Below are 13,567 nucleotides of genomic sequence, written 5' to 3' on the forward strand. Positions count from 1 at the left end.
ACCGGCTCGGCAACATACGGCGGTTACGCGTTCATTCGGCGGCCTCCGGAATCTGCTCCGACGCGATAACCCCATCGCCGGCACGCAGCCCAAAGCCCTTCACCAGCCCGAAGATCGCGGGGATCACGATCAGCGTCAGCAGCGTCGACGAGATCATGCCGCCGATCATCGGCACGGCAATCCGCTGCATGATCTCCGAGCCCGTTCCGCTGCTCCACATGATCGGCAGCAGGCCGGCCATGATCGCAACAACCGTCATCATCTTCGGGCGGACGCGCTCGACCGCGCCTTCCATGATCGCCTTGTCGAGATCGTCGCGCGTCAGGGCGCGGCCCGCGCGTGCGCAGCGTGCTTTGGCCTCGGCGAGCGCCTGGTTGAGATAGATCAGCATCACCACGCCGGTCTCTGCCGCCACGCCCGCGAGTGCGATGAAGCCGACCGCGACCGCGACCGAGAGGTTGAAGCCGAGCCACCACATCAGCCACAGTCCGCCGACGAGGGCGAAGGGCAGGGAGAGCATCACGATCAGGGTCTCGGTGATCGAGCGGAAGTTGAGATAGAGCAGCAGGAAGATGATCAGCAGCGTCACCGGCACCACGATCTTCAGCCGCGCGGTGGCGCGTTCCAGATATTCGTATTGCCCGCTCCAGACCACATAATAACCGGGCGGGAACTTGACGCTCGCCTGCACCGCGGCCCTCGCATCGGCGACATAGCCGCCGAGGTCGCGGTCGCGGATGTCGACATAGATGTAGGTGGCGAGCTGTCCGTTCTCGGTCCGGATCGAGGTCGGCCCGCGCGCCGGCGTGACGCTCGCGACCTCGCCGAGCGGAACGGCGCCGCCGCCCGGCATCGGCACCAGGACGTCGCTGGCGATCGCCTTCGGATTGTCGCGCAAGTCGCGCGGATAGCGCATGTTGACGGTGAAGCGTTGCCGGCCCTCGACGGTCGTCGTCACCGCCTGGCCGCCGAGCGCGGTGGCGATCGTGTCCTGAACGTCCTGCACCATGATGCCGTAGCGCGACAGCGCCTCGCGGTCCGGCGTGATCTCGAGATAGTAGCCGCCGAGGCTCCGCTCGGCATAGGCCGAGGACGTGCCGGGCACCGCCTTGAGCACCTGCTCGATCTGCCGTGCCAGTCTGTCGATCCCGGCGAGGTCGGTGCCCATGACCTTGATGCCAACGGGGGTGCGGATGCCGGTCGAGAGCATGTCGATGCGCGCCTTGATCGGCATGGTCCAGGCGTTGGACACGCCGGGAAACTGCAACGCCTTGTCCATCTCGGCGATCAGGCTGTCGATGGTCACGCCGGCGCGCCACTGCTCCCTGGGTTTCAGGTCGACGATGGTCTCGAACATTTCCGATGGCGCCGGATCGGTCGCGGTGGCCGCGCGACCGGCCTTGCCGTAGACCGAGGCGACTTCCGGAAACGAGCGGATGATGCGGTCCTGGGTCTGCATCAGCTCGGCCGCCTTGGTCACGGAAATGCCGGGAAGCGTCGTCGGCATGTAGAGCAGGGTGCCTTCGTTGAGGTTCGGCATGAACTCGGAACCGAGCCGGCCGGCCGGCCAGATCGAGGCGGCGAGCACGCCGAGCGCGAGCAGGATCACGGCGATCCTCGCCCGCAGCACGCCCGATATGACCGGCCGGTAGGTCCAGATCAGGAAGCGGTTGATCGGGTTCTTGTGCTCCGGGATGATCCTGCCGCGAACGAAGATCACCATCAGCGCCGGCACCAGCGTGACCGACAGCAGCGCCGCCGCCGCCATCGCAAAAGTCTTGGTGAAGGCGAGCGGGCTGAACAGCCGGCCCTCCTGCGATTCCAGCGTGAAGATCGGCATGAACGAGACGGTGATGATCAGCAGGCTGAAGAACAGCGCCGGGCCGACCTCGGCGGCGGCCTCGATCAGGATCACCACCCGCGAATGGCCGGGCTCGGCGCGCTCGAGATGCTTGTGCGCGTTCTCGATCATGACGATGGCGGCGTCGATCATGGCGCCGATCGCGATCGCGATGCCGCCGAGGCTCATGATGTTGGAGCCGATCCCGAGCAGCTTCATCGCCCCGAACGCCATCAGCACCCCGACGGGGAGCATCAGGATGGCGACCAGCGCGCTGCGGACATGCAGCAGGAACACGATGCAGACCAGCGCCACCACGATGCTCTCCTCGAGCAGCGTGTGCCTGAGCGTCTCGATCGCGGCCTTGATCAAGTTGGAGCGGTCGTAGACCGGAACGATCTCGACCGATTTCGGCAGGCTGGTCGCGATCTCCCTGAAGCGCTTCTTGACGCTCTCGATCACGTCGAGCGCGTTCATGCCGAAGCGCTGGAGCACGATGCCGCTCGCCACCTCGCCCTCGCCGTTGAGCTCGGCGATGCCGCGCCGCTCGTCCGGCCCGAGCTCGACGCGGGCGACGTCGCGCAGCTTGACCGGCGTTCCGTTGTCGGTCTTCAGCACGATGCTGCCGAGGTCGTCGACGCTTTTCAGATAGCCCTTGCCGCGGATGACATATTCGAACTCGGAGAGCTCGACGGTGCGGCCGCCGACGTCGGCATTGCTGGCGCGGATGGCGTCGCGCATCTTCTGCATGGTGATGCCGAGGTCGCGCATGCGCTGCGGATCGAGGATGACATTGTACTGCCTGACGAAGCCGCCGACGCTGGCGATCTCCGCGACGCCTTCGGCCTTGGCGAGGGCGAATTTCAGGTTCCAGTCCTGGATCGTCCGGGTCTCGGCGAGGTTCAGCTCCTTGGACATCACCGCGTATTGGTAGACCCAGCCGACGCCAGTGGCGTCAGGGCCGATCGTGGGCGCGACGCCGGCCGGCAGCCGTGCCGCGGCGCCGTTGAGGAATTCGAGCACGCGCGAACGGGCCCAGTAGATGTCGGTACCGTCCTCGAAGATGACATAGACGAAGGAGACGCCGAAGAAGGAGAAGCCGCGCACCACCTTCGACTTCGGCACCGTCAGCATGGCGGTGGTGAGGGGATAGGTGACCTGGTCCTCGATCACCTGGGGCGCCTGACCCTGATATTCGGTGTAGACGATGACCTGGGTGTCGGAGAGATCAGGAATGGCGTCCAGCGGCAGATGGAGCAGGGCATAGAGGCCGGCAGCAGTGGCAAAGCCGGTGCCGAACAGCACCAGCAGCAGGTTGCGTGCCGACCAGGCGATGATGCGCGCGATCATGGCTTGCCTCCCATGGCGTGGCCGCCGTGCGCGTCAGTGCCTTGGGCGTTAGTGCCTTGGACATTCGTGCCCTGGACGTTTGCGCCTTGGGCGTTGCCGCCCTCGGCGAGCCCCTTGAGGGCGGCCTTCAAATTGCTCTCGGCGTCGATCAGGAAGTTGGCGGAGGTGACGATCGTATCGCCCTCGGCAAGCCCGTCGCGGATTTCGACATAGCCGTCCCCCCTCCGTCCGAGCTTCACCTCGCGCGGCTCGAAGCGGCCCTGTCCCTTCTCGACCAGAACGGCCTGGCGGCTGCCGGTGTCGAGCACTGCGCTTTCGGCGACCACCAGCACCGGCGCCGGATTGCCGGTATCGATCTCGGCATCGACATACATGTCGGGAAGCAGCGTGAGATCGGCGTTGGCGAGTTCGATCCGTATCCGGGCCGTGCGCGTCTCCTTGTTCACCTGTGGATAGATGACGCCGATCCGGCCGCCAAAATCCCGGCCGGGATAGCTGCGCGCCCGCACCGTCACGGGCTGGCCGACGGCAATGCCGCCGAGGTCGCGCTCGGCGACGTCGACGATGGCCCACACCAGCGAGATATCGGCGATACGAAACAGGACGTCGCCGGGCTGGGCGCGCATGCCCTCGATCGCGTTGCGCTGGAGCACGATGCCGTCGCGCGGCGACGACCATTGAATAGTGATCGGCACCGCATGGCTCTTCTCCATCTCGGCGATGACGGGCTCGGGAACGTCGAGATTGACCAGCCGCTGCCGCGAACCGCGGCCATAGGGCTCGATGCCCGCGGTCGTCTTCGACGTGATGGTGGCGAGATATTCAGCCGCTGCGGACGACACCGCCGGACTGTAGATCTCCATCAGGGACTGCCCCTTGGTCACGCGGCTTCCAGTGGTGACGTCGGCGACCCTTTGCACAAAACTCTCGGCGCGCATGGTGATCACCGAGACCCGGCGTTCGTCGAGCTGGATCGTGCCGGGGGCGCGCACGAGCGTCCGCAGCCGGCGCAGTTCGGCCGGTTCGGATTTGACGCCGCTGCGCTGGATCTTGCCGGGCGAGAGCTTGACCGAGCCGTCGTCGCTGTCCTCGCCGTCATAGACAGGGATGTAGTCCATCCCCATCGAATCCTTCTTCGGTACCGGCGAGGTGTCGGGCAGGCCCATCGGGTTGCGGTAATATTTGATCTTGCGATCAGCCTTGTGCTCGCCTTTGGGCTCGTCAGCATCGGACGTCGCCGGCACGGCGACATAGTCGCGGCCGTCGTCGGTCTTCTTCGGCGTCGGCGAATAGAGCGGCTTGCCGTCCGGGTCCTGATAATAGAGCGGGGCGGCCGCATCCGCTGCATTCGCCGCAGACAGGATCGGATCGCCGTCCGCCGGCAAGAAGCTGCCGGCAAGCAGCGCGGCGCCCGCCGCTGCGAGAAGCGCAGCGACAGGGCCGATGAGGCGGTTCTTGCTCATTGCTCGGCCGTGACGACGAGCTTGTTTTCGACCGTGCCGCTTTCGCCCTGCACCTTGGCGCCGAGCGAAAGCTGCCAGCGCCCGGCCATGCCGAAGGTGGCTTTGAAACGGTAGGTACCGGGCTCGCTGCCCGGCACCGGCGTGACCTTGGTGGCCATCTCCTGCATGCCGTCGGGCGCCATGTCGAGCCGGCTGGCGAAGACCACGGCATCGGGCACGGTCTTGCCGGTGGTCTTGTTGACCAGCCGCACCGTCACGACGCGATCGGCGCCGGCCTTGACGGTCGGCTGTATGAGCTGGAATTCGTAGTTCTTGATTTCGGCGCGTGCGGAAGTCGCAAACGCGGCGGCGATCAGCGCAGCGATGGCGGCGCGCGCAACTTTGGACGTTGTCATGATGTCAATTCCTCGATGGGTCTGATGGAGCCGCCGGGACCCCGCGCAACGACGTGACGCGCGGCCGGACGGCAGGCAGCGATGCGTGCCGCTTCCGGCACGCATCTTCACCGGGCGCTGGGGCGCCGGTCAGACGATCGATCGAGGTGGATGATCCGGAGGTGGGCGGGTAAGGCCGTCGGCAATGGCATCATCGAGCGGCCGGAGCAGCTCCAGCGCACGCGGATCGAGAGTTGCCGTCACGACCGCCGGCCCAGTCTGCAACACCTTCAACATGCAGATCGCGAGGAGAGGGCAATCCTGGCATTGCTTGCTGTCTTGCTGATCGGGACAGCAAGGCATGTCGGCCGACATGTCTTGCGCGTCGGTCATCTGCATGTCGCTGGCCATCGGATGTCCTGCCGCCGCTGGCGTCACCAGCGGCGCAACCATCAGCCCCGCGGTCACGAGGACCGCGAGCACGAGCCTGAGGATGCGACGAGCAATCATGGTGCGACCCTGTCACAGGGGGACAACGCTGGAAAGCCCTCCGGTTCACAAGTGTGCGAGCAGGGCACTCCGGTGGTTAACCGTCTCAAACGACCGCAGAGTACCATGCTACTGCGCAATCCTAACGGGACTTGGGCCCTCCCTGATAACGCCATCCGGATGCGCCGGCGGTCGGCGCAGGCAAGGGTAGGGATTCGCGATCATAGGCGAACGCGGAAGTCAGGTCGCGTTGCGGGATAGCTGCTCTGGATTGAGCGGCTTGCCTCGCCTCGCTCGGCCAGTAGCTCCTGTCGGAAATGGTTGAGCCCGCCTGGGCGCTGGCGGAAAGGGCTGCCAGTAGCGTGATTGCGAGAAGGCTTTTCGTCAACATAGTCCCGGCTCCATCATTTTTCCGAAGCGCATCCATTGCGCTTCTAATGAGGAGTTCGGAGCCGTCCGTCCGGCGGTTACAAGCTCACGCCGACGTGAGATGCAGCTACCAGCGTAGCAGCCGTGGTCCCAACACCGCGCCTGCGAGCGTGCACAGTACAATCGTGCCGCCGTACCAGAGCGCGATGAAAGGCAGCGAATCGTCGGTGCAATGAAGCGCATAGGCGACCGCGCTCACACCGCCTGCGACGAGCCCGCTGAAGGCGCCTGTCCGAACCAGATTGGTCGGAGCTGCCTTTCGCACTGCCCAAATAACGACGGCAAAGGGGACGATCGCAATGATCGGAATGGAAATGAGGCATTCGAGCCATTCACTGCCCATCACCATCTTGTCCCAGTGCGACTTGGGCGCCTGTCCAAGGCTGATGCCCGCAAGCAGCAGGATCGCCACAAACGGGAGCGCAGCGAGGCCTGGAGATACTCTTCGCTCCCCTCCAGGACGCGCCAGCCGTGCCAAATAGACCGCTGCCGCGCCTGCCGTGCCGATCGCGAACATGAGCTTCAGGAAGAGAAAAATCAGGGCGCGCGGCGTGGTCAGGTCCGCGCGGACGCCAAGCGCAACGAACGTCAGCCCGATCGCAATAGCCATTCCAACCGCGAGTGCAATGCCTACGCTGCGGTTGACCAGCCGCCGGTTAACCGGTTCGACGCCCATGCTGAGTGCAGTGATCAGCTCGTCCGTCTTCATGTTTGCGTCCTCTGTGTGATCAACGCCGCCAACGCCTTCAACCCGCGATGAATATTGACCTTCACCCCAGACTCCGAAATACGGCACCGCCGTGCTGCTTCAGCTACGCTCAATCCGTCCAGCTTCACGGCCTCGATGGCGCATTGCATCTTTTCCGGAAGGTGCCTTAGCAGGCGCCTGAGATCAAAGCTGCTCTCGGCGCTGAGGTGATCGTCATTCGCGATGACGTCGCCCGCCTCATCGATCGGCACATTGGCAACCGAGGCCCGGTTTCGGCGCAGGAAATCGATCAGCTTGTAGCGCGCGATTGCGTGTACCCAGGGTGTCAACGGCTCTTGCGGATCGTAGGTGTGACGCTGGATGTGGATAGCCAACACGGCCTCCTGAACCAAATCCTCGGCTTCCGTTGCACCTCGGCCTATTTTCGCGAGCTTGCCTTTGTAATAGGCGCGCAAGTGGCGGCTCAACCGCTCCAACAGCACCCGATGCGCAACCGCATCGCCGTCCTGGCTGGCAAGCATCAGTGCCTTCAGTTCAATTTCCGGAGACGTCATACCCACATAGCTATAGTTCGGTCGTATTGCCGACTCGGTTACAGTCAGTTCGCAAGATTCTCATTTTCCTCCTCCACGGGAAACGGTGCGAGGGACCGATCGAGAGTGGTCCGCTTAGAAGATCGCTATCGTTACGGGCGCATGGTAAAATGGCACGCCGAGAGGGAGCCCGGAATGCCTGAAAAGTCTTGCTGCGCGCACGACGCGTGCTGCGGGGAAGCCGCCAAACTCCACGTGGAGGAAGTCGCCGCGTCGGGCTGCGCCGATTGCTGCTCGGCAGGCGTTCCGGTCTTCGACGGGCTCGATCCGCGATACAAGCGCGTGCTGTGGACCGTCATCGCCATCAACGCGACGATGTTCGTGAGCGAAATGGCGGCGGGCCACTTGGCCGGCTCGCAGGCTCTCAAGGCCGATGCTCTCGACTTCCTGGCCGATACAGTCACCTACGGCTTGAGCCTTTCGGTCATCGGCGCGAGCCTCAAGACACGGGCCACCGCCGCACTGTTCAAGGGGGTGTCGCTCAGCGCGATGGCAGCTTGGGTGTTCGGGTCAACGGTCTATCAGACCCTGGTCCTGGGGCTTCCCCGTGCGGAGCTGATGGGAGCGATGAGCTTGGCCGCGCTGGCGGCGAATCTGACCTCGGTTCTGTTGCTCGCGCGCTACAAGGACGGCGACGCCAACGTGCGGTCGGTATGGCTCTGCTCGCGCAATGACGCGATCGGCAACGTCATCGTGATGGTTGCTGCCGTTGGCGTGTTCGGTACCGGGACGGCATGGCCTGATCTGGCTGTTGCCGCCGTGATGGGAGGAATCTTCCTCACTTCATCTCTGCAAATCCTGCGGCAAGCGTGGGCGGAGTATCGCGGCGGCCAAGCTGCTGCGACGGCCTGAGGGCAGGCTAGTCCCGGGCGCCAATCGAGACGCGGAAAGGCCCCAGCCCGGGGCTGACCGGCTGAGGCCTTTTGTGCTCACAATCTTCATCCTTGGGACTTGCATCACCAACGCGCCCCGCGCCGGCTCGTTCCATGGGGCTTGGAATTATTTTGCACCCGTCATCGGGGCGATCGCACAGAGGTCGTCATGCCCAGGCTTGTCCCGGGCATCCACGTTCTCGGTGCTGCGTGGCTAGACGTGGATGGCCGGGACTAGCCCGGCCATGACGTCGTGGAGGCTTTTGCGCCCGTTGCCGGGATTAGCGGCGTGCCTACGCCTTCTCCTCCCAGATCATGGCGAGATGGACGATCGTCTGCACCGCCTTTTCCATGTCCTGCCGGCTGACCCATTCCATGCGCGAGTGGAACGCGTGCTCGCCGGCGAAGATGTTGGGGCAGGGCAGGCCCATGAACGACAGGCGCGAGCCGTCGGTGCCGCCGCGGATCGCGGTGCGCATCGGCCGCAGGCCGGCGCGGCGGATCGCCTCGATGGCGTATTCGAGGATGTGCGGATGACGGTCGATCACCTGCTTCATGTTGCGGTACTGCTCCCTGACCTCGAACGTGTAGGTCGAGCGCGGATAGTCCTTCATCACGTCCTTGACGATGTTCTCGAGCAGGACCTCCTTCTCCTTCAGGCCTTCCTCGGTGAAGTCGCGGACGATGAAGGAGAGCGTCGCCTGCTCGAGCGCGCCGTCGATGCTGATCGGATGCAGGAAGCCCTGCTTGCCTGACGTCGTCTCGGGCGAGCAGCCTTCCCTCGGGAGTCGCTCGACGATGGCGGCTGCGATCTTGATCGCGTGCTCCATCTTGCCCTTGGCGTAGCCCGGGTGGGCACTGACCCCGTTGATGGTGATGGTGGCGCCGTCGGCCGAGAAGGTCTCGTCCTCGACAGAGCCCGCGCTCTCGCCGTCCATGGTGTAGCCGAAATCGGCCCCCAACTTCTTGATGTCGACGTTGTCGACGCCGCGGCCGATCTCCTCGTCGGGCGTGAACAGGATCTTGATGGTGCCGTGCTTCACATCGGGATTGTTGATGAAGAAATACGCGGCATCCATGATCTCGGCGACACCGGCCTTGTTGTCGGCGCCCAGCAGCGTGGTGCCGTCGGTGGTGATGATGTCGTTGCCGATCTGGTTCTTCAGCGCGGGATGCTCGGTGAAGCGGATCACCTGGCTGGTATCGCCCGGCAGGGTGATGTCGCCGCCGCGATAATTCTTCACCATTTGCGGCTTGACGTCCTTGCCGGTGACGTCGGGCGAAGTGTCCATGTGCGAGCAGAAGCAGATCACCGGTACCTTCTTGTCGGTGTTGGCCGGGATCGTTCCGTAAACGTAGCCGTAGTCGTCGAGATGGGCGTCGGCGACGCCCATGGCCTTCAGCTCGGTGACGAGAACGCGGCCGAGATCCTTCTGCTTCTCGGTCGAGGGCGCGCTAGGGGATTCCGGATCGGACTGGGTGTCGATGGTGACGTAGCGCAGGAAGCGCTCGGTCACGGTATGCGAAAAGGTGAGGGAGGACATTTCTGGTCAAACCGCCGGGTCTTTGGGGATGCAGGCGGTATATCAGAAAAGCGGGGCTTTGATGCGGCCGGAACGGCGCGGATCAGGCTTAACGAAAAGTAGCCTCAGATCGCCTCTTTCAGTTCCTTGACCGGGCGAAACGCGACCTTCTTGCTGGCCTTGATGTGGATCGGCTCGCCGGTGGCGGGATTGCGGCCGGTGCGGGCGGCACGCTTGCGGACCTGGAGGATGCCCAGCCCCACGATCCGGACGCGGTCGCCCTTCTTCAGGTGCCTGGTGATCAGGTCGACCATGTCGGTGAGGACGGCCTCGGCGTGCTTCTTCGACAGGTCCTGGCTTTCCGCGATCTCGGCGGCGAGGTGCTTGAGGGTGATGGTGGCGGGAGCGGCTGCCTTCTTCGCCATGTCTGGCCTCCTGGGATGTCCATCGACAGGGAAGCCCCGGAAAAATCGGGCAAATGCGGGGGATCCCTCAAAGTCCTGGCAGGCCTAGACGATTCGGGCGCAGGCTGACTATGCCCCGGTTCCAGCCGACCGCCGGCACAGCCGCGCAAGGCATCGAGGAGTTCAGGCTAAGATTATGAAGGGATTGCCAAAATGGCGCGAGAGACGGGGCTCGAACCCGCGACCTCCGGCGTGACAGGCCGGCGCTCTAACCAACTGAGCTACTCCCGCGTGGTTCGCTGAAAGCGCGCGGAACGAGGGGGGACTTAAAGGCCGGACCTGTTGAAGTCAAGGACGTTGCGCTTCGTCAGGACGTATCGGCTAAGCATTGCTCTGGAAAACGAAAAGGCCGCCCGGAGGCGGCCAATGGTCAGCCCGGAACAGGGCGTGTCAGCGAAGCTCCGACGTGCCCGCGCTCGTCACCACCACCGGCTTGCCAGCCTTGACCACGTGGGTCGACTGGGCGGTCTGACTGTAATCGGCATTGGTGCGAGCTGCGATCCCGAAACCGGCCACCGCAATGCCGGCCACCAGCGCCACCACCACGATCTTCAGGTGGGTCGCACGATCAGCAGAGTGAATTGAGTGGTTCATCTGAGCCTCCCGACGGGCTTGGCCGCCGTCTATGGCTCTTCTTCTAAGGACCGTCTGTTTCCGGATGGTTTCGCGGGTTCCGCAAAATGGTTTCATCTGCCCGCCCGGCTGGCTTCACCGGGCGGCGGGATGCGGGCCGGCCTCAGGCCGCGGCCCGGCCGATATCGTTCCGGATCGTGCGGGCCGCCCAGACGAACAGCAGGGCGCCCAGCGTGGTCGTGACCGCCGCCGAGAGCAGGGAGTAACGCACGGCGTCGGCGCCGTAACTCCCCTTCAGGGCATCGTTGACCATGCCGACGGCGAGCGGGCCGACGCCCTGGCCGAAGCAGGTCGCGGTGAGCGCGATCAGCGCGGAGGCCAGCGCCCGCATGCTCGGCTTTGCCACGGTCTGGGCGATCGCGAAGATCGGCCCGAGGTGGAAGCCGACCAGGAACGAGGTCAGCGCCAGCATCGCCACCATCATCGCGAAATCCTGCGTCAGCATGCACAGCGCGAACACCGGGCCGGCGAGGCCCGAGGTGATCGCGGGCGCCCACAGCTTCCAGCGGTCGTCGCTGCGGCTCACCTGCGCCACCACGAAGCCGCCGAGCAGGGTGCCGGCCATGCCGGCCAGCCCCTTGAAGGTGCCGGCATAGGTGCCGATCTCGGCGCTCGACAGATGGTGCACGCGGGCCAGGAACGGCGGGATCCACGCCGCGGTCGAATAGTTCGTGTAGGTGGTGAGGCAGAAGCCGATCAGCACGATGACGAAGCTCCGCTGCGAGGCCAGGAACCGCAGCGTCGGTCCGAGCGGCTCGGGCACGAAGCTCTCCTGCATGGCGCCGCGCTTCGGCTCGGAGATCGTCAGCCACAGCACCAATGCGAGCAGGATGCCCGGCAAGCCCGCGACAAAGAACGCCATCCGCCAGCCATAGTGCTGGTTGACGTAGCCGCCGACGAAATAGCCGAGGAAGACGCCGAGATAGGTGCCGATGGCGTAGATGCCGAGCGCGCGCGGGCGCTCGTTCTTGGCGAAGAGATCGGCGACGATCGACTGCGAGGCGGGCGAGCCCGCGGATTCGCCGATGCCGACGCCGATGCGGGCCAGCGCCAGCGAGGTCACGCTCGAGGCCGCGCCGCACAGCGCCGTCATCGCGCTCCAGAACGCGAAGGCCACGGCCACGATGTTGCGCCGGTTGAGCCGGTCGGCGACGCGCGCGATGGGGATGCCAAGCAGGGAGTAGAACAGCGCGAAGCCGAAGCCTGCGAGCAGGCCCATCATGGTGTCGCTGAGCTGAAACTCCTTCTTGATCGGCTCGATCAGGACGTTGAAGATCGTGCGGTCGAGGAAGTTCAGCGCGTAGATGATGGTGAGCAGCCCCAGCACGTAATAGCGCCGCGCCGACGGCGTTGCCGCAGCAGTCGTTTGCACCGACACTTGTGACGTCACATCGACCATCGCTTCCCCCAATTTGTCTTTGTTATCGTTGTCGGTCCAGCCCTGATTGGAGCTGGCTGCTTCACGCGTCGCGGATGTAATTCCCCGCTTCGAACTCGACCGGCGCTGCGCTTGCGTCGAACGACACGCCGATCGGGTCGCGATCCGCGGCCATCGCGTCGAGCTGGTCGGTCAGCATGCGCCGGATCAACAGGATGCCGCGGTCGCTCTGGCCGAAATGCTCCTCGGAGTGAACGGTCACCTCGCCCTGGCCGACCTGGGCTTCGTAATCACCCGGGAATTGCTGGTGCTCGGCCTCGGTCATGTCCCACCAGAATTTTCCGTTGAACTTCGAGCGCATGCGGCCGATGTCGCCTGATGTCTTGACGCGGCCGGCAACGTAGATGCGGAAGGACGTGTCGTCGATCGGCAGTGTCCAGCCGATCGACTCGACGCGGGCGAACTGCGCCACGCGCGGATTGGGCACGACGCGCAAGGTGGGGAGGGCGGCTTCGGTGACGCGATAGAACACCTTGCCGTCATCCTGCTTGCGGATCGAGCGCACGGCGATCCCGCGCGGTGTCTTGTCGAACTTCACCTCCGGCATCGAGGCCATCATGTTGGTGAACTGCGGGCCCGAGAACGAGCCGTGCAGCACCGGCACGTGGTAGGGATCGACCACGTTCTCGAAATGCTGGAGCCAGTTGCAGGGGATGACTGCCGGTCCGCCGCCGCCGATCGAGGAATCGTCCGCCTCGACGAACTCGCCGTCGTCCATGTTTTCCAGGCACTCATAGCGCGGCAGCACCGGGCGTTTCTCGGCCGGGCCCATATAGGCGAAGATCAGCCCGTAGCGTTCCTCGACCGGATACCAGGGCTGGCGCACCTTGTCCTTGAACTGGCCGCCGTCGGGCTCGCAGGGCTGCTCCAGGCAGTGGCCCTCGGTGTCGAATTTCCAGCCGTGATAGCAGCAGCGGATGCCGTCCTCCTCGACCTTGCCATAGTAGAGCGTGGTGCCGCGATGGCAGCAGCGCGCGTGCAGGAGACCCGTACGGCCATGCTTGTCGCGGAACAGCACCAGATCCTCGCCCAGCGCGCGCACCTTCTTCGGGGTGTCGGTGGCATCACCGACGAGCCCGACCGGGTGCCAGTAGCGGCGGAGCAGTTCGCCCATCGGCGTGCCGCGCACGACCGAGGTGAGCTCCGTGCGCGTCTGCGCCGGCTTCATCGCATAGGCCGTGCCGAGATCGCGATCCCGCTGGGTGATGGTCATGCTGGTCCTCCCGCTGTGGGCCGTGCTGGCTGGCCTTTTTGATGCCTTGCCCGCAGTGAAAAATAATTCGATGACAATGTCAACGATCTTCCAAATGCCTCTTAGTCGCATTCGGATGAGGTGGGGAGGCGGCCTGCCTTGAGCTTCGGAGTTGGGCTTGGGACTTGCTTCGGACTT

At 64.7% G+C, this 13,567-nt stretch carries 12 protein-coding genes and 1 tRNA gene; 1 reads left to right on the forward strand and 12 read right to left on the reverse strand.

From position 1 onward, the window contains the following. Nucleotides 1–31 precede the first annotated feature (31 nt). From BM118_RS00665 to BM118_RS00695, 6 genes are all read right to left on the reverse strand, one after another. A complete protein-coding gene (locus BM118_RS00665; protein ID WP_092180855.1) occupies nt 32–3,190 on the reverse strand; it encodes an efflux RND transporter permease subunit in 3,159 nt (1,052 codons plus the stop codon). Beyond that, nucleotides 3,187–4,653 (reverse strand): efflux RND transporter periplasmic adaptor subunit, encoded by a 1,467-nt coding sequence (locus BM118_RS00670; protein WP_092180858.1) that lies wholly within the window; start codon nt 4,651–4,653, stop codon nt 3,187–3,189. The genes BM118_RS00665 and BM118_RS00670 overlap by 4 nt, the downstream gene beginning before the upstream one ends. Continuing rightward, nucleotides 4,650–5,048: a FixH family protein gene (locus BM118_RS00675; RefSeq protein WP_092180861.1), complete on the reverse strand. Its 399-nt coding sequence runs from the start codon at nt 5,046–5,048 to the stop codon at nt 4,650–4,652. The genes BM118_RS00670 and BM118_RS00675 overlap by 4 nt, the downstream gene beginning before the upstream one ends. 129 nt (nt 5,049–5,177) lie before the next feature. Beyond that, a complete protein-coding gene (locus BM118_RS00680) occupies nt 5,178–5,438 on the reverse strand; it encodes a hypothetical protein (RefSeq protein ID WP_349527633.1) in 261 nt (86 codons plus the stop codon). Between the two features lie 574 nt (nt 5,439–6,012). Further along, complete coding sequence (locus BM118_RS00690; RefSeq protein WP_092180870.1) at nt 6,013–6,654, reverse strand: NrsF family protein; 642 nt, start codon at nt 6,652–6,654, stop codon at nt 6,013–6,015. Further along, the gene (locus tag BM118_RS00695) at nt 6,651–7,208 is read right to left on the reverse strand and encodes a sigma-70 family RNA polymerase sigma factor (RefSeq protein WP_177233907.1); all 558 of its coding nucleotides are present in this window, start codon (nt 7,206–7,208) and stop codon (nt 6,651–6,653) included. The genes BM118_RS00690 and BM118_RS00695 overlap by 4 nt, the downstream gene beginning before the upstream one ends. Before the next feature lie 174 nt (nt 7,209–7,382). Here BM118_RS00695 and BM118_RS00700 point away from each other — a divergent pair, with 174 nt between their 5' ends. Next, nucleotides 7,383–8,099: a cation efflux transmembrane domain-containing protein gene (locus BM118_RS00700; RefSeq protein ID WP_092180876.1), complete on the forward strand. Its 717-nt coding sequence runs from the start codon at nt 7,383–7,385 to the stop codon at nt 8,097–8,099. Nucleotides 8,100–8,412: 313 nt separating this feature from the next. Here BM118_RS00700 and pepT read toward each other — a convergent pair whose 3' ends face one another. The 6 genes from pepT to BM118_RS00730 form a co-directional block, all read right to left on the reverse strand. Next, a complete protein-coding gene (pepT, locus tag BM118_RS00705; protein WP_092180879.1) occupies nt 8,413–9,663 on the reverse strand; it encodes a peptidase T in 1,251 nt (416 codons plus the stop codon). Between the two features lie 104 nt (nt 9,664–9,767). Continuing rightward, complete coding sequence (locus BM118_RS00710) at nt 9,768–10,067, reverse strand: HU family DNA-binding protein (RefSeq protein WP_092180882.1); 300 nt, start codon at nt 10,065–10,067, stop codon at nt 9,768–9,770. A gap of 193 nt (nt 10,068–10,260) precedes the next feature. Beyond that, nucleotides 10,261–10,337: transfer RNA gene (locus tag BM118_RS00715), tRNA-Asp, on the reverse strand. A 159-nt stretch (nt 10,338–10,496) separates the two neighbouring features. After that, a complete protein-coding gene (locus tag BM118_RS00720; RefSeq protein WP_092180885.1) occupies nt 10,497–10,700 on the reverse strand; it encodes a hypothetical protein in 204 nt (67 codons plus the stop codon). Between the two features lie 142 nt (nt 10,701–10,842). Continuing rightward, nucleotides 10,843–12,138, reverse strand: coding sequence for a spinster family MFS transporter (locus BM118_RS00725; RefSeq protein ID WP_092180887.1), 1,296 nt, complete (start codon nt 12,136–12,138; stop codon nt 10,843–10,845). Between the two features lie 61 nt (nt 12,139–12,199). Continuing rightward, entirely contained in the window at nt 12,200–13,390 is a 1,191-nt protein-coding gene (locus BM118_RS00730; RefSeq protein ID WP_092180890.1) for an aromatic ring-hydroxylating dioxygenase subunit alpha, read from the reverse strand. Between the last annotated feature and the right edge of the window lie 177 nt (nt 13,391–13,567).

The sequence above is a fragment of the Bradyrhizobium sp. cf659 genome, from assembly GCF_900113725.1.
Classification (GTDB): domain Bacteria; phylum Pseudomonadota; class Alphaproteobacteria; order Rhizobiales; family Xanthobacteraceae; genus Bradyrhizobium.

Bases quoted from the DNA above. Each gene is read 5' to 3' on its own strand.
- BM118_RS00665 (WP_092180855.1), bottom strand. From the start codon at position 3,190: ATGATCGCGCGCATCATCGCCTGGTCGGCACGCAACCTGCTGCTGGTG.
- BM118_RS00670 (WP_092180858.1), bottom strand. From the start codon at position 4,653: ATGAGCAAGAACCGCCTCATCGGCCCTGTCGCTGCGCTTCTCGCAGCG.
- BM118_RS00675 (WP_092180861.1), bottom strand. From the start codon at position 5,048: ATGACAACGTCCAAAGTTGCGCGCGCCGCCATCGCTGCGCTGATCGCC.
- BM118_RS00680 (WP_349527633.1), bottom strand. From the start codon at position 5,438: ATGGCCAGCGACATGCAGATGACCGACGCGCAAGACATGTCGGCCGAC.
- BM118_RS00690 (WP_092180870.1), bottom strand. From the start codon at position 6,654: ATGAAGACGGACGAGCTGATCACTGCACTCAGCATGGGCGTCGAACCG.
- BM118_RS00695 (WP_177233907.1), bottom strand. From the start codon at position 7,208: ATGACGTCTCCGGAAATTGAACTGAAGGCACTGATGCTTGCCAGCCAG.
- BM118_RS00700 (WP_092180876.1), top strand. From the start codon at position 7,383: ATGCCTGAAAAGTCTTGCTGCGCGCACGACGCGTGCTGCGGGGAAGCC.
- pepT (WP_092180879.1), bottom strand. From the start codon at position 9,663: ATGTCCTCCCTCACCTTTTCGCATACCGTGACCGAGCGCTTCCTGCGC.
- BM118_RS00710 (WP_092180882.1), bottom strand. From the start codon at position 10,067: ATGGCGAAGAAGGCAGCCGCTCCCGCCACCATCACCCTCAAGCACCTC.
- BM118_RS00720 (WP_092180885.1), bottom strand. From the start codon at position 10,700: ATGAACCACTCAATTCACTCTGCTGATCGTGCGACCCACCTGAAGATC.
- BM118_RS00725 (WP_092180887.1), bottom strand. From the start codon at position 12,138: ATGGTCGATGTGACGTCACAAGTGTCGGTGCAAACGACTGCTGCGGCA.
- BM118_RS00730 (WP_092180890.1), bottom strand. From the start codon at position 13,390: ATGACCATCACCCAGCGGGATCGCGATCTCGGCACGGCCTATGCGATG.